At 48.0% G+C, this 19968-nt stretch carries 13 protein-coding genes and 1 pseudogene; 9 read left to right on the top strand and 5 right to left on the bottom strand.

Annotated features, from left to right (window positions below):
- Positions 1-33 precede the first annotated feature (33 nt).
- Positions 34-4830, top strand: a complete 4797-nt coding sequence (locus A8708_RS13465) for a DUF1533 domain-containing protein (RefSeq protein WP_068664155.1) — start codon at positions 34-36, stop codon at positions 4828-4830.
- Positions 4831-4953: 123 nt separating this feature from the next.
- Here A8708_RS13465 and A8708_RS36815 read toward each other — a convergent pair whose 3' ends face one another.
- Positions 4954-5079: a hypothetical protein gene (locus A8708_RS36815; protein ID WP_275667889.1), complete on the bottom strand. Its 126-nt coding sequence runs from the start codon at positions 5077-5079 to the stop codon at positions 4954-4956.
- Positions 5080-6111: 1032 nt separating this feature from the next.
- Between A8708_RS36815 and A8708_RS13460 the strand changes: the two genes are divergently transcribed.
- From A8708_RS13460 to A8708_RS13450, 3 genes are all read left to right on the top strand, one after another.
- A complete protein-coding gene (locus A8708_RS13460; protein ID WP_082927482.1) occupies positions 6112-7080 on the top strand; it encodes an ABC transporter permease in 969 nt (322 codons plus the stop codon).
- Between the two features lie 109 nt (positions 7081-7189).
- On the top strand, positions 7190-7990 hold the full coding sequence (locus A8708_RS13455; protein ID WP_204787527.1) for a carbohydrate ABC transporter permease: 801 nt from the start codon (positions 7190-7192) through the stop codon (positions 7988-7990).
- A gap of 83 nt (positions 7991-8073) precedes the next feature.
- Positions 8074-9714: an extracellular solute-binding protein gene (locus tag A8708_RS13450; RefSeq protein ID WP_068664147.1), complete on the top strand. Its 1641-nt coding sequence runs from the start codon at positions 8074-8076 to the stop codon at positions 9712-9714.
- A gap of 439 nt (positions 9715-10153) precedes the next feature.
- On the opposite strand, the gene A8708_RS13445 is transcribed toward A8708_RS13450, so the two are convergent.
- Positions 10154-11029 carry a helix-turn-helix transcriptional regulator gene (locus A8708_RS13445; RefSeq protein ID WP_068664145.1) on the bottom strand — a complete coding sequence of 292 codons (876 nt, stop codon included), beginning with the start codon at positions 11027-11029 and terminating at the stop codon, positions 10154-10156.
- Between the two features lie 116 nt (positions 11030-11145).
- On the opposite strand from A8708_RS13445, the gene A8708_RS13440 reads away from it, so the two are divergent.
- On the top strand, positions 11146-13125 hold the full coding sequence (locus tag A8708_RS13440; protein WP_068664139.1) for a beta-galactosidase trimerization domain-containing protein: 1980 nt from the start codon (positions 11146-11148) through the stop codon (positions 13123-13125).
- A 119-nt stretch (positions 13126-13244) separates the two neighbouring features.
- Here A8708_RS13440 and map read toward each other — a convergent pair whose 3' ends face one another.
- Together map and A8708_RS13430 are read right to left on the bottom strand one after the other, a co-directional pair.
- Entirely contained in the window at positions 13245-13991 is a 747-nt protein-coding gene (map, locus tag A8708_RS13435; RefSeq protein WP_068664137.1) for a type I methionyl aminopeptidase, read from the bottom strand.
- 7 nt (positions 13992-13998) lie between these two features.
- Entirely contained in the window at positions 13999-14583 is a 585-nt protein-coding gene (locus A8708_RS13430) for a TetR/AcrR family transcriptional regulator (protein WP_068664135.1), read from the bottom strand.
- Positions 14584-15190: 607 nt separating this feature from the next.
- Here A8708_RS13430 and A8708_RS13425 point away from each other — a divergent pair.
- The 4 genes from A8708_RS13425 to A8708_RS13410 all read left to right on the top strand — a co-directional run bounded on the left by A8708_RS13425 (position 15191) and on the right by A8708_RS13410 (position 19680).
- Positions 15191-16669 carry an Lsa family ABC-F type ribosomal protection protein gene (locus A8708_RS13425; RefSeq protein WP_068664133.1) on the top strand — a complete coding sequence of 493 codons (1479 nt, stop codon included), beginning with the start codon at positions 15191-15193 and terminating at the stop codon, positions 16667-16669.
- Between the two features lie 375 nt (positions 16670-17044).
- Positions 17045-17704, top strand: a complete 660-nt coding sequence (locus tag A8708_RS13420; RefSeq protein ID WP_068664278.1) for a response regulator transcription factor — start codon at positions 17045-17047, stop codon at positions 17702-17704.
- On the top strand, positions 17701-19083 hold the full coding sequence (locus A8708_RS13415) for a sensor histidine kinase (RefSeq protein WP_068664131.1): 1383 nt from the start codon (positions 17701-17703) through the stop codon (positions 19081-19083). Before A8708_RS13420 ends, A8708_RS13415 begins: the two co-directional genes overlap by 4 nt.
- Before the next feature lie 84 nt (positions 19084-19167).
- A complete protein-coding gene (locus A8708_RS13410) occupies positions 19168-19680 on the top strand; it encodes a hypothetical protein (RefSeq protein WP_068664129.1) in 513 nt (170 codons plus the stop codon).
- A 66-nt stretch (positions 19681-19746) separates the two neighbouring features.
- On the opposite strand, the pseudogene A8708_RS36110 reads toward A8708_RS13410, so the two are convergent.
- A pseudogene (locus tag A8708_RS36110) lies at positions 19747-19914 on the bottom strand (SDR family oxidoreductase); the annotation flags it as partial.
- Positions 19915-19968: the final 54 nt, after the last annotated feature.

The following is a 19968-nucleotide window of genomic DNA, read 5'->3' as shown; positions in this document are numbered from 1 at the left end:
AAGCGATATCATTTTACATGGAGGTGCAAGGAATTGAACAGTAAACGTCTAAGATTCACAATGGAAGGGGAGCGCAAGAGGGAACTTCGTCTGGTATTGGTCTGGCTGCTCGTCTGGACAATGCTGCTGCCGGCCTTCGGTTTACAAGCCGCCTATGCGGACGGCGTGACCGGAGATCCACCCCTAGTGGACGAATCGTTCGAGTCGATGACGGTTGGCTCGACGCCGCCCGGTTGGGGCGTGTCGGCCACTGGCGATTCTTACGTGCAGGTGAAGCAGGAGAGCAGTGGCAACCACTATTTGCAAATTTACGATGCCAGTCAAAAGAATACGCAGGGTATCCAAAAGTCGTTCGCTTCGCAAACCGGACGGGTTACCGTTGAGGCACTAGTGCAGCTTCCGCCTGGCGGCACGTCGGGCAAGGAAAATGTGCTGTTCTATGTGCTTGATTCGACGGGCAAAGCGGGAGTAGCATTGAACCTTCTGCCTACCCGTATCTTATCGTACCGCACAGTGGGCGGCACGACGACCAGTACGACGCTCGCGCAGGGGCTGGCCATGTCGTCTTGGCAGCATATCATCGTGTCGGCAGATTTATCCGCCAAGACATTCGATTTTTATTTGAACGGTTCGTTGGCAGCAGCCGGAGTTTCGTTCCGTTATGACGATGTAACGAGCCTCAGCCATTTGCAAGTAACGGGCGCGTATTACAACGAGACGTCGAACCCGGTTCGCGTGGTCAATTTGGATGGGGTCAAAATCTACACGGGTGATGTAAGGCTGCTAACGCCGCCTGCACTGTCGCCCGATACGACGTCAACTGTTCCTGGTCAGCCGATCGAATTAATGTTCACGGACGATGCGGCTTGGCGGGCGTCGATCACGAAAGTGACCGTCGATCATGCAACTGTAGCTACCTCGGTGTATACAGCTTCCACCGGCAAGTTGACGCTGGATGCATCGCTGTTTCCAGAAGGCAAAACGTATACTATCGCAGTACAAGCGGACGGTTATTTAACCACGACGGTACAACAGGTCATTTATGCCGATCTGTTGAACGAAACGTTCACGAGTATGGGGCTAGGTTCGACCCCTTCCGGCTGGGGCGTGTCGGTGACCGGCGATTCGTACGTTAAGGTGCAGGAGAAGCTTGACGGTGATCGCTATCTGCAAATTAGTGACGCCAGCCGTCAAAATACGCAGGGGATCACGAAGACCTTCTCGGCGCAAAGCGGTACATTTACGATTCAGGCTGATGTGCAGCTTCCTGATGGCGCGACGGCGGGGAAAGAAAATATATTGTTCTATGTGAATGATACAACAGGCAAAACAGCTGTGGCACTCAATCTGCTGCCGACCAAAATTACATCGTTCCGCACAGTTGGCACAACGACGACGACTACGGATGTAGCCACTTCACTGCCGACTCACGCTTGGCGTAATTTGGCGATCGCCATTCATCCGGAGACGGTAACGTATGATGTCTACGTGGACGGGACACTGAAGAAAAGCGCAATTCCATTCCGTTATGACGGAACGGTTAATCTGTCTTCGCTTCGGGTAAGTGGTGCTTACTACGGTGACGCAGCGAACTATGTGCGCATCGTCAATCTAGACAACGTCCGCATCTATCAGGGAATGCCCGAGCTTCCTGAAGCGGAGCAGCCAGTTGCTCCACCTGCACCTGGCACAGAAACGAATTCGTTCGATAGCTATTCGAGTGTCTTCCTGTCTTCCCGCTGGTGGCGGACAGATGGCCAGGATGGCCAGCTTGGCACACTAGATGTGTTGAAGCGTTTTATGGCGACGGATGACAAATGGACGTATTTGACGGAGCCCGATAAAATTTCCAATATCGTCCGGCTCGGCGTGGGCTTTCAGGGTTCACTGAATATGAACAACGGGTCCGGCGGCCGAGCCAAATATTATGACGGCACCGATATCGTCGCACCGTGGATGACTTGGGGCGCAACTTGGGGCAGCATGAGTGACCCCGTGTATTACAATCAGGTGCTGGCGACGGCCAAAAGCGCCATTGACGCAGGTGCGTCGTCATTTCAATTTGACGACTGGGTGGGCAGCGTGGATGCCTACAAATTCGGCGGCGACTTCTGCGCGCCTTGCATGACCGCATTCCGAAATTATTTGGAAGAGAACTATACAACTTCGGAGCTAAGCGGCTTCGGTATCGATAATATTGCGACGTTCAATTATAAGACGTTTTTGCAAACGACGCTGGATGTGGAGACCAATGCCGATTATATGACGAAAAAGGCGCTTACGCCGCTCGACAACATTTTCGGCGCGTTTATGAAGCAGGAAGCGATTAGCTTCCATACCCGCATGCGAGAGGATATGGAGACGTACGCTGGGCGCCCTATCGAATATTCGAATAATGCTTCGTTTATCCGTGATGCCAGTACTCAAACGCATTTCATCCACGATTTATTTGATTATGGCATGGGTGAGCATAACGAGGGTGCAATGAGTCTAAACAATATTGTGACGAACGGCACGCTTGCCTCCGGGCTCGGCAAGCCGCATATCATGTCGCCACTGCCGTTCCAAACAGGGAATATTCGGCAATCGCTTGCCGCTGCCTACGCCCTTGGCCAGTATATGCTTGTGCCGTGGGACGCTTGGCTGGAAGGCTCGACTCGCTATTTCGGAACGGTTGAGCAGTACGGGGATATGTTCCATTTTATCCGGCAATATCCCATCTTGTTCGACGGTCACGAGCCGCCCGCTAAAGTAGGCATTCTGTTGAAATGGAACGAATTGAACGGCAATACACTGACCGACTTGTCAATGAAGCTGTTTAAGGCAGGTGTGCCGTTCCGTACGGTGACGGCGAACGACAGTCTGCCACACTATGATTTGCGCGCTCAGACGCTGGAAGGTCTGGATACACTGATCGCTTATTCTCCGGTGTCATCCTTTGACTCGGATGATCAGCAGCGCATTACGGATACAGAGGCTGATGTCGTGTCTGTGCCGACGATCGACTCCGCATGGCTTGCCGACCATAGTGCGGTGAGCGTCAGCGTCGTCGATCAGGTGTATGCGATCGTTCGCTCCTCTGCAGACGCCAATGCGCCGAAATCGGTGCATCTGCTCAACCGTAAGGGGGGATCCGTTTCGGGAGCCAAGGTGACGTTGACGGATGCGGACTTCTTTGGTGGCGTTTCGCTCCAGGCGGTGCTCTACCGTCCGGGTCAGGACCCACTGCCACTTGCGGTGACGAGTGCGGGAAGCGGCAAGCATGAGTTAACGGTGCCGGAACTGGCCGAGTGGGGCATCCTGCGCATCGGCAGCGGCACTGCTGCATCGCTGACGGTGGAAGACGATTTTGCGGTGCAAGCGCCATGGTCAGGGCTTGCAATCGGCAACCCGACGCGAGGCGGCGGGGTTACAGTGAGCGGTGTGACGTACCAGCTCGCAAGCAATGGTCGTGGACTGCATGTCCCAGTAACGGGAGATAACGGCTCGATGGACCAATTCTCTTATGTTTATCGCCATATTGATGCTACACCACTGCAAAATTACGAATTATCGGTTAAGCTGGAGCCGACTGTCAGCGAGACGTCTGGTGCCTTGTCGGGCTTGATGGTTCGCGAGACGGCTGCTTCTAACGCCAAGTTCGTAGCAGCCGCTTACGTAGAGGGCAGCGGTTGGAAACTATACTGGCGCGATGCGGACAACGGCCAGGTTGGCGCCATAAATCTAGATGTAAGCGCCACGTCCGGCTATTTGAAGTTAACGCGCGAAGGTGGTAGGTATCACGTTTATTATTCGGCTGACGGTGTCACGTACGGTGCGTCGCTCGGCTCGCATGAGCTGTCGATGCGCACGCTGCTCGGCGGAGGCTTCGCAGCTGCAGGCAAGCAAGCGCCAGAGTTTACTGCTTCCTTAACTGGACTTGCGTTGAACTATGGCGGACTGACACTGCCTCCAGGTGAGTTGACGGAAGTGAATCTGAGTGGCTTGCCCGATCCGTTCGTGCTTGATGCCAACGCACCGCTGGCGGTGAGTGCATCGTTCAATGATAACGGGACGGTTACGGAAGCGAACATTACTGGTGAGCATATCGTCTTCACCAGCTCCGATCCGGCGGTCGCAACTGTGAATGCGGAGGGTGTCGTCCATGCCGTTAGTGTCGGGGAAGCGACGGTGACGGCGCAATTTACCGCAGGAGGCGTGACGGTGACTGGCACCCTCGCAGTCGAGGTGACCTTGGCCGATCCGGTGCTGCTGGATGAATCATTCGACAGCTATGGCGAAACGGACGTGCCGTTGCACTGGACATATAAGCCAGTGCTGGATGGCGGGTCATACATTCAGATTTCGGAACTGCCTTCTGCTACTGACAAAAGCTTAAATGTCTACGACAATACAGGTGGCAGCTTCCCGAGCGCGACAGCGGAGTTTTTGCAGCAAAAACGTACCGTGACGATCGACTTTGATTTCCGCATAAATCTGGGCACGAATCCGGCGACGGGCGGCGGTATTGCTGTGTACGTGCAGTCGCAGGGCAGCGCTAACGCTGTGTCCCTGCTTGCCGATCAAACCGGTTTCTGGTATTTGGACGGCACGCAGACAGTTGTTGCTGCTCCGCTGGTTTCGGATCAGTGGTACGCGGTGCGTCTGGTTGTCAATCCGCAGACGCAGAAGATGGATATGTATCTGGATGGCACGCAGGTTGTGTCCCAGGGCAATTTCCGTCAGACGGCCGACGATATTACGAAGATCATGGTCGGAGGCAGTACGACCGGTGTGAATACGCATATTTATTGGAACAATGTAAAGGTGACCGCAGGGGCACCGGAGTAAAACATAGGTGCGTATGCAGGCTTGGTCTATACTTTCATAGCGAACAGGAATAAAGGTTGGGGGCCTCAAGGCCCCCAACCTTTAACATTCAAGGACTAAGCTGTAAGCAGCAAGCAGCAAGGATCAAGTTGCAAGCAGCAAACTGCAAGGATCAAGTTGCAAGCAGCAAACTGCAAGGACCAAGTTGAAAGCCGCAAGCCGCAAGCCGCAAGCCGCAAGCCGCAGGCCGCAAGCCCCAACTTTTAACATCTAACATCTAACTCCAACCACGGATCGCCAGCCCCAAAAGCCCAAACTTATCAGGTTGGGCCTATTGGGGGAGGGGAAAAGTGGAGTAACCCCTGTCAAAGATGCAAAAGAGCACTTTTCAAAGGGGGTTTCCCCTTGGGATGACTTAGTGATGTTTTTCATCACTATGGCTCTCAACTTCGAGGCTTGTTGTGCGTGCAGGATAACTTAGTGATGTTTTTCATCACTATGGCTCTCAACTTCGAGGCTTGGTGTGCGTGCGGGATGACTTAGTGATGTTTTTCATCACTATTGCTCTCAATTTCGACGCTTGGTGGGCGTGTAGGATGACTTAGTGATGTTTTTCATCACTATGGCTGTCAATTTCGACGCTTGGTGTGCGTGTAGAATGACTTAGTGATGTTTTACATCACTATTGCTTCCAGTTTCGATGCTTGGTGTGCGTGCGAGATGACATAGTGATGTTTTTCATCACTATTGCTCTCAATTTCGAGGCTAGGTGTGCGTGCAGGATAACTTAGTGATGTTTTTCATCACTATTGCTCTCAATTTCGACGCTTGGTGTGCGTGCAGGATGACTTAGTGATGTTTTTCATCACTATGGCTCTCAACTTCGAGGCTTGTTGTGCGTGCAGGATAACTTAGTGATGTTTTTCATCACTATTGCTCTCAATTTCGACGCTTGGTGTGCGTGCAGGATAACTTAGTGATGTTTTTCATCACTATGTCTGTCAATTTCGACGCTTGGTGGGTGTGCAGAATGACTTAGTGATGTTTTTACATCACTATTGCTTCCAGTTTCGACGCTTGGTGTGCGTGTGGGATGACATAGCGGCCTGTCAAAGATGCAAAATTACATTTCTTTTATTCATCCATAATCGTCTTCGATTCGTCTATTTCCCCCTAATGAAAGCGCTTATATAATAAAATTGTAAGCGTAACCGAAATGAACCTACATGTACGAAGCGTAGCTGCTGTGGCGGCTGCCTCGAAGGGGCGGGTTATCGGAGAAAGGGAGGAAACAGAAGCGAAATGAACGACAAACTGGAAGAGAATAGGGCGGCTGCTGTACTCACTTCTCCGCTGGAGAGGCGGAGGGGTGCGGGGTGGCTGCGGGAACTGCGACTTAGCGGGAATTTGTATTTAATGGTGCTGCCTGGCGTGCTTGGGTTTTTACTGTTCAATTACGTCCCGATGTACGGCATTATTATTGCTTTTAAGCAGTACGATCTTATTCTCGGATTTGATGGAAGCCCGTGGGTCGGTCTCAAGCATTTTCAGAGCTTCTTTGCTGATCCGTACGCTGTGCGGGTCGTCAAGAATACGCTGCTGCTTGGCTTGTATAGTCTGGTTTTCGGCTTCTGGCCGCCGATTCTGCTGGCGTTGCTGCTGAACGAGCTGACAAGCAAATGGTGGAAAAAGTTTTTTCAATCCGTTAGTTACCTGCCGCATTTTATCGCGATGGTCGTGGTCGTCGGGATGATGATGGAGCTGCTCGGTGCGAATGGTCCGGTCAATTTACTGCTCGGCTCGCTCGGTATGGAGCCAATTGCTTTCTTCAACGAATCGTCGTACTTCCGTACGTTGTTCGTCGGCAGCGGCATCTGGCAGGGCATCGGCTGGGGCTCAATTCTGTACCTAGCCGCTCTTACCGGGATTGATCCCGAGCTATATGAGGCGAGCTACATGGATGGTGCGAATCGGTTTCGCCGTATCTGGCACATCAGCTTGCCGGGCATGCTGCCGACCATTACGATCCTATTTATTTTGCACGCCAGTGATGTAATAAACGTCGGCTTCGAGAAGGCGTACCTCATGAGCAATCCAGCGATCTACGAGGTGGGTGATGTTATTCAAACGTACGTGTACCGCAGGGGGATCATTGACCGCAATTTCAGCTATGCGACTGCTGTCGGCTTGCTCAATAGTGTCGCCGCCTTCCTTATTCTGTACGTAACCAATCGCGCCAGCCGCGCTCTGAAGCAAAATTCGTTATGGTAGGAGGAATCTGCACGTGAAAAATACTGGATTCGCCAACCGGCTGTTCAATACGGCTAATTTTCTGGCGTTGCTTCTGCTGACGCTGTCGATCGTCCTGCCGTTTGTGCACATGTTCGCGATTTCGATAAGCAATCCTGTGCCGGTTGGCTTGTTCAAAGTAATGCTGCTGCCGCAGGGCATCAACTGGGAGGCGTACATGGCCGTCTTCCGGGATAACCAAATCGTGTTGGCGTATTGGAACAGCATTCGTTATACACTGCTCGGCACGTTTCTTGTTCTGATGATCGGGTGCCTCACGGCGTATCCACTGTCGATCAACCGATTTCGGGCACGTCGACCGCTGTCTGTACTGTTCACCTTCACGATGTTCTTTAGCGGGGGTCTCATTCCTAGTTTTATGCTCATTAAAAATATCGGGTTACTGGACACGATGTGGGCCATTACGCTGCCGGCCGCATTTAGCTTCTGGAACATTATTATTCTGCGTACTAATTTCCAGGCGATGCCGCAGGAGCTGTATGAATCGGCTTTTATCGACGGTGCGAACGATTGGCAAATCCTGCTCCGCATTGTCATTCCGCTCTCCAAGGCTATTCTGGCAACAATTGCGCTGTTCGCTTCGGTTGGACTGTGGAATGCTTACTTCGGCCCGCTCATGTATTTAACGTCGCCGGATATGCAGCCACTAACCATTATTCTCCGACGTATTCTCGTTGCTAACGAAGTACTGTCCCAGGGAGCGCTCGACCAGGCGAATACGCTGGAGGTTGATCCAGTCGCTGGCGCAGGGAGGATGATCAGCGTGCGTATGGCGACGATCTTCGTGACGATCGGTCCGATCGTGCTCATTTACCCGTTTGTGCAACGATTTTTCGTGCAAGGCGTGCTTGTTGGTTCCGTGAAGGGCTGACGTAAGCGAAGCAGGGCATCGTATGACGTGTGTACAACTATATTTTCATAGCATTTGTATAAAAAATTCAGGAGGGGTTCTAAATGGGCAAAACTATGAATTGGCGGCTAACAGCCGCCGCCTTATCCATCTGTATGACCGTGCTGGCTGGTTGCCAGAGCACAGAGAAAGCCGCCACGCCTACGGCTTCAACTGGGGATGGCAAAAGCGTTGCCGGCGAAATTCCAACCGTGGAGGTGCTGACGCCATGGGATCCGGGACTGCCGATCGGCAGCGACTTGCCAGTGTTCGTCGAGTGGGGCAAGCGGACAGGGGTCAAATTTAACGTGAACAGCCCGCCTCGCGACGCATTTAAGGAAAAAATGAACATCGTGCTTAGCTCAGGACAACTGCCAGATATGATGAAATTTTTCCAAGATGATCGCACGTTTAAGGATTACGGACCACAGTTGTTCGTGGCACTCGACGATTATATGAAGGCCGGCAAGTTGCCGAATCTGGAAAAATGGCTTAAGAAGTACCCAGAGGCCGATAAAGTGATGCGGCATCCGGAGGATGGTAAACTGTATGCGTTTCCACTCGTGCAGGATTTCGATTTTGCCACAACGCTCTGGCTCGTGCGTAACGATTTATTGAAGAAAGAGGGACTGGATGCTAGCCAGATTCAGACAGTCGACGATTTCAAGAAGGCTATGCTCGCGCTGAAGAAACAGACGGGTGATTACATTACTTCGTCACGGCTTGGCTTCGATTATTTTGCGGAGCGGACGCAGATGTATTTTGGCATCAATGTTAATAACGGTCCCGGTAACGGAATGATGATGGACCCTGAGACGAAGAAATTCGTTTTTGCACCAGTGGACTTTAAAGATCGTTACAAGCAGTGGACAGAGTTGATGAGTTGGATGTATTCAGAGAAGCTGCTGCATCCAAACTTCTTGACGATGAAAGATCAGGAGCTGTTTGCGGGTTATGAGAGCGGCCAGTTCCCGCTAATGATGGAGCAACTTGCGATGTCGAACAATCTCAATCCAAAGAAGGATCCAGCTCGCGACATTCAGCCTATTTATCCATTGAAGATTGATGGCAAAACGTATACCCAAAATCTTGATCCACACTATAACATCGCTTACCGCTCGCCAATGGTTATTAATAAAAAATCGAAATACATCGATCAGATTATTAAGGCTATGGATTACACTTACAGCGATGAGGGTGTTGAGTTCTTCATGCTTGGCGTTGAGAATGAGACGTTCACCCGTGACAAAACGACGCCTTCCGGATATAAGCTCGACAAAACTCAAAGCGTCTGGACCGTCGGAGCGGATGGCAAATATCCTGAAGGTATGAAAAAACAAACCGATTACGGCTATGGCAGCTGGTGGTTAACCGGTGTCATTCCGTCTTACAACCGCTTCGGTCTGCTCGGCTTCAAGGCAGGAGAGGATCAACAGGCGGCCATCATCCCAGACCGGATGAAAAAACTCAAGGAAATGAACGCACTTCGCGATCCCGAGCCTTCCATTAACTGGTCCAAGGAGGAATCGTCGAAACTTGCCGAAATTACAACCCCGTTGAAGACGTATATGAGCGAAAACCTAACGAAATTTATACTCGGTCAAAAGCCAATGACGGAATGGGATACCTTCGTTGAGGGCTTTAAAAAGCTAAAAACCGACGAGCTTGTCAAGATGTACAATGAGAAATACGCTAAGTCTAAGTAGGCGATCCGATTCGCTTTGACGCTATTGGCGTTACCCCTTTCTTCATAAAAAGAGGCCGTTTCACAAGTCTATGTAGACTTATTGAAACGGCCTCTTCTTGCGTTGTTCACCTTATGACCGATGAATAATAAACTGACTCCTGCAATTTAACTGGCGTTTCTCCATCTATTTGAAACGGATTTAGCAAGTTAGGGTGATTAACTGTATTTCCTGTAGTTAAATTTCTCCAATTGTATCGATTTTTCAAATTTCATTGAATTTACCTGTATATTTTCCATCTAACTACGAAAATACCCCAAATTCGAGAACATTAGCTGTAGTTTTTACATCTAAATAAGATTCAGCAGCGGGAAAGCCCCTGCAGCATTTCAGAACTTAGTTGTCATCCAACACTTCTCGGATAGGCTGCTTAGAGCTAGTTCGTGACGCAGCGTTGGCCTCACACATACCTGTACACCGACCTGCGGAAAGCGCTTGGCGTGCAGCCGACCGTTTTGCGGAAAACTCGGATAAAGTAGTTATAATCCTCATAACCGACACGATCTCCGACTTCTTGTAGGGGTAATTCACTCGTGCTGAGCAGTCGCTTGGCTTCCTCCATTCGCACAACATGATGATACTGGAGCGGGCTTAGCCCTGTATGCTTACGAAGGCAGCGCGCAGCGTAGTCCTCGTTGAAGTGCAGCTCCTGTTCCATGTGGGCAGCATGATAGGGCTCTCGAAGGTGCAGTTCCAAATAACGCATCACTTGTGCTGCAAGCACGGAAGATCGGCTGCCTAGCCGGCCTGACCGTAATGAAGCTTGCAGTTGTGACAGGAGTCGACCTAACCGTTGTTGCAGATCGAAGGCATACTCCATCGTCAAGGACGACCTGAGTCGGAGCATTTCATCCAAAATCGGCTCCACTGCCATGGGATCATAAGAACTGAATTTAGGCACATAAAGATACTGTTCTTGAGGCGCCAGATCGCTGTCTCTTCCTTCGCGGACAGGCACCGACCAGGAGATCTGATGATCTTGAAGCCTAGAAATCGCAGGTTCATGCTTAAAATGGACCCAATAAATCTCGGTCGGCACCTCGCAAGCTTTGTGACCGATGTGCGATATGCCAGGTTCAAGCAGCAGCATTTCACCAGGACCTACATCATATGCGTGCGATTCTTCTGTCATATGCAGCATCCCACTGCGAACGAACAGCAAATCGTAGACATCAAAAGTTCGCCCAAAATGCTGGGCACCAACCGGCCAGGTCGAGAAACCGATGGTGAGAAATTGTGGCAAGGGCGGAATGCGAAGTTGCAAGCAGGTAGTCATAAGTTGGGTCTCCCGTTGGTCGGAAATGTGCTATTTTAAGTCGTTGCTATTACTATATCATGATTATATTTCAAGCTATAGTTAAAACAAATATAGATTTAGGAGGCGACAGTTCTATGCGTTTTCGTCAAGTTCATCTTGATTTTCATACGTCGGAAGCAATCCCAGGGATCGGGCGCGATTTCAATAAAGAACAGTTTCAGGACATGCTTCGCAAGGGCCACGTGGATTCAATCACCGTTTTTTCCAAATGTCATCATGGTTGGGCTTATCATCCTTCCGAAGCCAACGAGACCCATCCTCACTTAACATGTGATCTGCTTGGGGAGATGATTGAAGCAGCGCATGATATTGGCGTCAAAACGCCAGTCTATCTCTCTGCAGGCTTAGATGAAAAGCTTGCGCGCCGACGTCCCGAATGGCTGATTCGGGACATCAATGACAATACGACATGGGTGGATGGCTTTATGAAGCCGGGGTATCACTCTTTCTGTATGAATTCACCGTATCTAGACGTGCTTCTATCTCAAATTGACGAAGTGGTTCGGCGCTATGATGCGGATGGCATTTTCCTCGATATTGTTGGGGTACGCAAATGCTACTGTCACAACTGCGTCAGCCAATTACGGTCCGAAGGAAGGGATCCCCGTGACGTGAAGGCAGTGTTAGATCTAGGCGAACGCACATACAGCAATTACACTCGCAGGGTCCGAGAAACGATTGATGTTGTGAAACCGGGAATGCCCGTATTTCACAACGGCGGACATATCCGCCGTGGGCGCCGTGATTTGGCGGCCATGAACTCGCATCTGGAACTGGAATCTTTGCCGACAGGGGGTTGGGGATATGATCATTTCCCACTTTCCGCACGCTATGCGCAAGGGCTTGGGATGCCGTTTCTTGGCATGACAGGCAAATTCCACACGTCGTGGGGAGAATTCGGCGGCTACAAGCATCCCAATGCGCTGCGCTACGAAACAGCACTCAGCATCGCGAATGGGGCAAGCTGTTCCATAGGCGATCAATTGCATCCGGAAGGGCAAATGGATCCAGCGACGTATGCAATTATTGGCGTGGCTTATGCCGAGGTGGAGAGCAAGGAACCGTGGTGTGCCAATGTGCAAAGCATTGCTGACGTCGGGCTATTCACAGTAGAGGCGGCAGTCTCACGCCCAGAAGAGGGTGAAGCCGATCGAACGGGCAATGCTGATGCCGGAGCAGTTCGCATGCTGCTGGAAGGTAACATTCTGTTCGACGTAATTGATATGGATAGCGATTTCCATCGGTATCGCGTTATTATTTTGCCAGATCGTATTATGATAACTCTGGAACTTGAAACCAAGCTGAACGCTTACATGGCGCAGGGGGGAAAGCTGCTAGCTTCCGGGGAGTCAGGGCTAAACGTAGAGGGAACTGCATTTTCAATTGATCTTGGGGTACGCTATGCCGGTGTGAATCCGTATAAACCTTCTTATTTTCACCCGCATTTTGCGCTGGAAAGCTTGCCGGAAGCATCATTCGTCTTCTATTCCAACGGTCAGCAAGTTGAATTAAGTGGGGATGGGAAGATGCTAGGGCACCGGGAGAATCCTTATTTTAACCGTGACGTATATACGTTCTGTTCGCATCAACATACCCCAAGTGCGCTCCAGTCGGACGGACCAGGGATGGTTGAAAGCAGCAGCGGCATTTATATCGCGTGGAATGTCTTCGAGGAATATGCGACGGTGGGCAGTCTCGTTCTCAAGCAAAGCGTTCTGTATGCGCTGAACAAGCTATTGGGAACTGCAAAAACACTCTCGTCGAACTTGCCGGCACAGGGGATCGTTACGCTTATGGAGCAGTCGTCAGAACGGCGCTTTGTTAATCACCTCTTGTATGCCGTGCCTGTCAAACGCGGGAAGAACATCGAAGTAATTGAAGATGTAGTGCCCATTTTCGAGACGAAGGTGTCAGTGCGGTTGGATAAGCCGGTCAAAAAGGTGTATCTAGCCCCGCAGATGACAGAGCTCGCTTTCGTAACAGATTCAGATGGAACCGTGCATTACGAGGTGCCAAGAATAGATTGCCATCAAATGGTCGTGATGGATGTATAGACAAAAGAAGCCTGCGGTTGCAGGCTTCTTTTGCTTTGGTTCCTTGTGTTATTGTCAGATAACGATGAGATCGATTGGATTGAATTGAACTGGATTTCATGCGATATGGTGAAATAAATCTATTGCGCAGTCAGTATTTGTGGACCCCCAGCCAGGATGGCAATCGTATGCTCGTATTGGGCGGCGAGCTTGCCGTCCACCGTTCGCGCGGTCCAGCCGTCCGGATCGATCGTCATGTGGTAGGTGCCCTCGGTAAGCATTGGCTCGATCGTGAACACCATGCCTTCCTTGATTCGAAGGCCTTTGCCGGGCTTGCCAACATGCATATAGTTCGGCTCTTCGTGCAGGTCCCGGCCAATGCCATGCGCGAGCAGGTCACGAACGACGCCGAAACCGTTCGACTCGGCATGTCGCTGGATGGCGCTCGTCACGTCGCCGAGCCGGTTGCCCGGCTGTGCCTGCGCGATGCCAAGGTCTAGGCATTCCTTCGTGACGCGCATCAGCTTCTCGGCTGTCGGGGAGATCTGCCCGACCGCATAGTTCCAGGCGGAATCACCGAGCCAGCCATCGAGCTCCGCGACGGTATCGATCGTCACGATATCGCCCTCCTTAAGCGGCGTATCTGTAGGAAAGCCATGCGCGATTACGTCATTGACGGAGGCACAAGTCGCATAGGTATAGCCCTTGTAGCCTTTCGTGTAGGGCTTAGCGCCGTGTTTAAGAATGATTTCCTCGAAGATGCGCTCAATCTCGTTCGTCGTAATGCCCGGTTGAATGAGCGGAGCGATCGTACGATGGCATTCAGCCACTACCTGGCAGGCTTTATGGATGGCCTCGATTTCAAGTTTGCTTTTTAAAATAACCATGTTCGTATCAAGACTCCTTCGTAATAGCTTGCATAGCGAGCTTGGCGATCCGATCGACGTCCAGCTCGGAAGTACCCGCATAGTAGTGTAGTCCGCAGCAACCAACCAGTACGGCAAGCATATGGTCGACGCTGTCGTCTTCGCGCTGGGCGATGGTTTGGAGTGGAAGGTACAGCCGTTCCATGAATCGTCTCTTGATGAGGCTTCGATCTTTCTCAGGCAAGCCTGAATAGTGTTCCGCTGCCATTTTGTAGACGAGATAGGCACGTGCATCTGACTGCCATAGAAGGAGCAAATCCTTGCAATACGTCAACAGGTGCCCTTCGCTCGGGTTGTTGCCGCGAGTGGTTGCCCATTGTTTCAGAGCTTGCTCGCACCGATCGAAACCGCTATTCAGTACATCTTCTATTAATAAATGCCGGTTAGGGTAATAATGGTAAACCGTGCCATAACCGATCTTGGCTTCGCGGGCGACATCACGAATATCAAAGCTCCCGCCAGTTAGGAAGTAGGTGCGCGCTGCAGCATCTAGGATTTGTTCGCTGCGCTGCATGCGAATGATTTCATTTTGTTCTTTGGAACGGGGGGACAAGGACGTGACAACCTCCTTTTTAGACATGCAAATTTGTCGATATAAACATTGTAACCTAGGAGGCGTGGATATGCAAACCAATTAGGCACGAGATTGAGCAGCTTAGGATCCACTCTCGTTGTTGATAGTTGCCTATATTAATTTAGTCCGATTTTACCGAACTAAATGCCCACTTTTTGCGGGAAAGGGGCGGCGGAGACGATATAGTTCGGCTAATTCGGACTATTTGGGAATTATTAGTGCGGAGAGTGAGATTAGTTCGGATATTTCGTTCTAATTTAGAGATTCTCAGTGCCAGATACTTCTAATGGGCTAATTTAAGGAATATCAAATGTGGTATACTAAAAAGAACTAACACCGCATCATGGTATCTCGGTAATTAGATAAAACGCGAGAATCCAACTTTACAATACCAATCAATGAATTATAACAATAAGAGTGAAGGTTAAAGGAGGGACCACATGAGCTCGGAAACGGTAATTACACATGATTTACTCCGTATAAGTCGTTAGTATCCATTGCACTTATACGGAGTGAAAAGAGAATAGATGGATATATACCGACTTTTTATAAAGAAGTAGTGTGTTATAAAAAGGAGGAACCCACCATGTCAATGATTCAAGTACAAAACCTAACATTTTCATATCCTAGCAGCTTTGATCCTATTTTTGAGGATGTTAGCTTTCAAATAGATACGGATTGGAAACTTGGCTTTATTGGCCGGAACGGTCGAGGTAAGACAACTTTCTTCAATTTATTATTAGAAAAATACGAATACAACGGAAAAATTATTTCTTCAGTTGAATTCAACTATTTCCCATATCCAGTCTCGGATAAAAGCAGACTCACCTATGAAATCGTAGAAGAGATATGTCCGAAAGCTGAAGATTGGGAGTTTCTTCGGGAAATATCGTATTTAGATGTCGATGCTGAAGTGATGTACCGACCCTTTGAAACATTATCGAATGGGGAACAAACGAAGGTACTGCTGGCTGCACTATTTTTGAATGAAGGGCAATTTCTATTAATTGATGAGCCAACCAATCACCTAGATACCCATGGGCGAAAGATGGTTTCTACCTATTTGAAAAGGAAAAAAGGGTTCATTCTAATTTCACATGATAGAAACTTTTTGGATGGCTGCGTTGACCACATCTTGTCAATAAATAGAGCCAATATCGAAGTTCAAAGTGGTAATTATTCTTCTTGGAAGCTGAATTTTGATAGACAGCAGGAACATGAGGAGAAAACAAATGAGCGTTTGCACAAAGATATTGGGAGGCTGCAACAATCTTCAAAACGATCAGCCAACTGGTCCAATCAAGTAGAAGCTTCCAAAAATGGTACAACGAACTCTGGTTCTAAATTGGACAAGGGGTATGTTGGACATAAAGCAGCCAAAATGATGAAACGTGCAAAGAACCTGGAATCAAGGCAAAATAAAGCGATTGAAGAAAAGTCAACGTTGCTAAAAAATGTGGAGAAGACGGAGTCATTGCAATTAGAGCCTTTAGCATACAAAGCGAAAGAACTCATTCAGTTAACAGACGTGGTTGTTAGGTATGAAGGTGAGGGAGTGAATTCGCCAATAAGTTTTACTGTTGCAGCAGGAGACCGAGTCGTGCTCGATGGAAAGAATGGTAGTGGTAAAAGTAGTATTCTAAAACTTATTGTAGGAGATCCAATCCAGCATAGGGGTACTTTGAACGTAGGTTCAGGTCTTATCATTTCTTATGTTCAGCAAGATACCTCTCATTTAAAAGGGAAGTTAGCTGACTTTATTGAAGAAAATCAGATTGATGAACCGATATTTAAATCGATTCTGCGAAAGATGGATTTCGAGCGGATCCAGTTTGAGAAAGATATATCTCAATACTCTGGTGGGCAAAAGAAAAAGTTGCTTATTGCGAAAAGTTTATGTGAAAAAGCTCATTTGTATATTTGGGATGAACCACTAAACTTTATTGATGTTTATTCACGCATGCAAGTTGAAGAGCTTATTAATAGCTTTAATCCTACCATGGTTTTTGTGGAGCATGACCAGGCATTTCGAGAAAACGTTGCAACGAAAATGGTCACTCTATAGGTTCACTTTAGGAGGAGTTAGAATGGGAGCAGGACTAATAATAGTTGAATATGATCCTGGCGATTCTATAGAGAATATACTGCAACGTGCAGGTTGGAAATACAAGTAGTTCAGCTTGTGCTATTGCCCAACTGGACGGAGAGTTGAAATCAGAGAGTAGTTTGCCGCGGCTGGCAGCTGCTCTTTTTGTCATGTAGCGATCACACTTTCAGTATCGGACATTGCTGGCATTGCTATGTTTTTATGGGAGAGACTTCTATGTCGAATCTATTTCCATTCCAAAGGGAACCATTAATATGGACAGGGAAAAGATTTTACAACTCGATAACAACTTCCAATAAGGTATTTGTTATGCTTGTTATGGAGTGTGATATTATGGCTAAAATACTCATTGTAGATGATGAGAGGGCAATTAATGATTTAATTGCGGTTAATTTAAAAATGGTCGGGCACGAGTACATTCAACTATATAGCGGGGATCAGATTTCTCATGTTTTGCAAGAGAGTAAGATCGATTTGGTTATTCTGGATGTGATGCTTCCTGGTAAAGACGGGTTTGAAGTTATCAAGGAAGTACTGAAACGGAACGTACCCGTGATCTACTTAACAGCTAGAGATTCGCTTGCAGATAAAGTTCATGGTTTGGAAATCGGAGCCGAAGACTACATAGCCAAACCTTTTGAAGCCGTGGAACTGATCGCTCGCATCCATGTGGCTTTAAGAAGAAACCAACGAGATAATAACGAATTTACACTAGATCATACTGTTGTGGATTTAGACAAGCATACCGTGACGGTTCAGGGCCAAATCGTTGAAATGACGAACAAGGAATTCCAGTTGCTTGAACTGCTTATTCAAAATAAAAATATTGCCCTATCTAGAGAGAAAATTGTCGAGCGAATATGGGGATACGATTTTTACGGGGATACAAGAACGGTTGACGTCCACATTCAGAAGCTGAGAAAGAAGCTGGATTGGGATAATCAGATTAAAACAGTGTATAAGTACGGTTATAGGCTCGAGGTGCAAGTATGAAGTTTTGGCAGAAAACGTATTTGCTTGTCCTGCTTATTTTTCTAGTTGTCTTTGATCTTGGGGCTTATGGACTTCTCAAAAAGAGTTATCAATTAAACGAGAAGATGGACATCTCAAGAGGGTTGAACGAGTACGAGGGTATTGAAAACGCCTTAAGTTATATTCTTAATGTTTATACGGAAAGCACAAGCGGAGCCGACTATAGCTCCGTTATTGGCGGTTTTGTATCCAACTATTATAAAAAAGGCATTCTAGCAGAAGTTTACAATGGGAATCAATTGATGTATTCAAATGCTTACCAACTTGAAGGAAAGCGTGAGGAATTGCAGGGTGATTTTCGTAAAACCACGTACAGGAAGATTCAGGGAGAGCTCTGGCTTTTTGTCGGGGGGAAGATGGATTTCCAGGGCTATAGGCTAGTCATCTCCAGAGATTCCAACTATCTGCAAGCGTATTATCTCTCTCTGCTCCATTACTTTATCATGCTCAGTGTAGTCATTTCTTTGGTATTATCGGTTGTGCTCATTCTACTCTTGTTTCAACTAACATCCCCAATTAGACGGTTAAATAAAGGGGTAAAGGACATCGCCGCGGGAGCTTACCATAGACGAATTAAGGTGAGTGGCAATGATGAGATCGGGGACTTAGCGCAGAATTTCAACAAGATGGTTGATGCAGTCTCCGCGAATATTGAAACGATTCAAAAAGCAAACGAAGACAAAGAAACATTCATTAACAATTTAACGCATGAAATTAAAACACCCATAACAGCCATTAAGGGATACAGCGAATTTCTGGAACATGCCAACTATGATGAGGACGATCGGAGAATGGCCATCCGTTACATTCACGAGCATGTAAACCGACTGGATTTGCTCTCGAAAAAGATGATGGAATTATTATATTTGAAAAATGGCGAGATCTCCCTTGAACGCGTTGATCTAAACGAACTGTTCACGTATGTTGTAACCATGGTACAGCACCAGTTGAACGCCAAAAACATCTCAGTAGATACGGAATGTTTAGCCGATTACATAGTTGGTGATAAGACCCTACTCCAAACGCTATTAATCAACGTAGTGGAAAACAGTATTAAAGCGTCTCAACCCGGAGGGAAGATTATGATGACATGCAGCCGCCGAGAAAAGGACGTCTTTGTTGAAGTACTTGATTATGGGAAGGGTATTCCTGAGAAAGACATTGCGAAATTAACAGAAGCCTTCTATGTTGTGGACAAATCTCGAACGAAAGAACTCGGTGGAATCGGATTAGGATTATCCATTTGCAATCAAATTGCTGAGCTTCATCATGCGCACATTCAGATTACTTCGAAAGAAAACGAATTCACTAAAGTTGCGATCGATTTTACAACTCCATAATAACTTGAAAACAAGTTTATCATATCGGTCTTGTATTCTATAAATGTAACAAGCGATATCAATTCAACGATGGAGGTAATCAAAATGAAGAAAAAGATTTACGCAACATTACTAACGGCAGGTGTAGCAACGGCTTTGATTGCAGGCAACGGAGCGATTTCGGCTTTCGCTTTTTCAGTGGATTCCGCACCAAATGTCAATGTGACAAGTCAACAGAAGGTGGCTGTACCTCAACCAGTAGATCCAAACGCTCAACCATCTGTGGTGGAAGGATTTATACCAAATCCAGACTATAAGGAACCTGTTAAGACATCCCAAGACATGAGCGAGGATGAGGCAGTTGCACTTGCGAAAAAGGCCCTTCAAAACAAATTTAATGATTCCTTAACTGGTTTGGATCAATCTACATATTTTGTTAATCTTGTAGACCAAGAAGGAACGTTCTACTCTGTTTTCTTCACAACGCCAATTGACGGTAAAACCAAGCAGCAGCTACAAGAGGAAGGCGATGTGTATATCGCAAATGTAAATTCCAAAACGGGTGAAGTCGTTTCTGCGGATAAAAATCCAGTAGCCAAAATGCCAATCGGTGGTTAACGCCTAATCATTTAAAGTAGAAGGAAAAGTCCGACTAATTGTCGGGCTTTTTCCTTCTTTTGTTTATTAATTGAACCCGCCATTTACGCGAATTGTTTGTCCCGTAATCCATCGTGCTTTTTCACTGACTAACAGCTCAATCGCATTGGCAATATCCTCAGGTTCCCCGAGTCGTCCGAATGAGTTCATTTTGCTATATGTTTGGAGTAATTCCGGTGATTTGCCATTCAAGAAGCCCAAATCTCTTAAGGGTCTTCGAAAATAACTCTTCAATTTCGCTAATTTTGC

This window comes from Paenibacillus oryzisoli (assembly GCF_001653565.1).
Classification (GTDB): Bacteria; Bacillota; Bacilli; order Paenibacillales; family NBRC-103111; genus Paenibacillus_E; species Paenibacillus_E oryzisoli.
The sequence above is the reverse complement of the archived record's forward strand: the minus strand, read 5'-3'. Positions and strand labels throughout refer to the sequence as shown.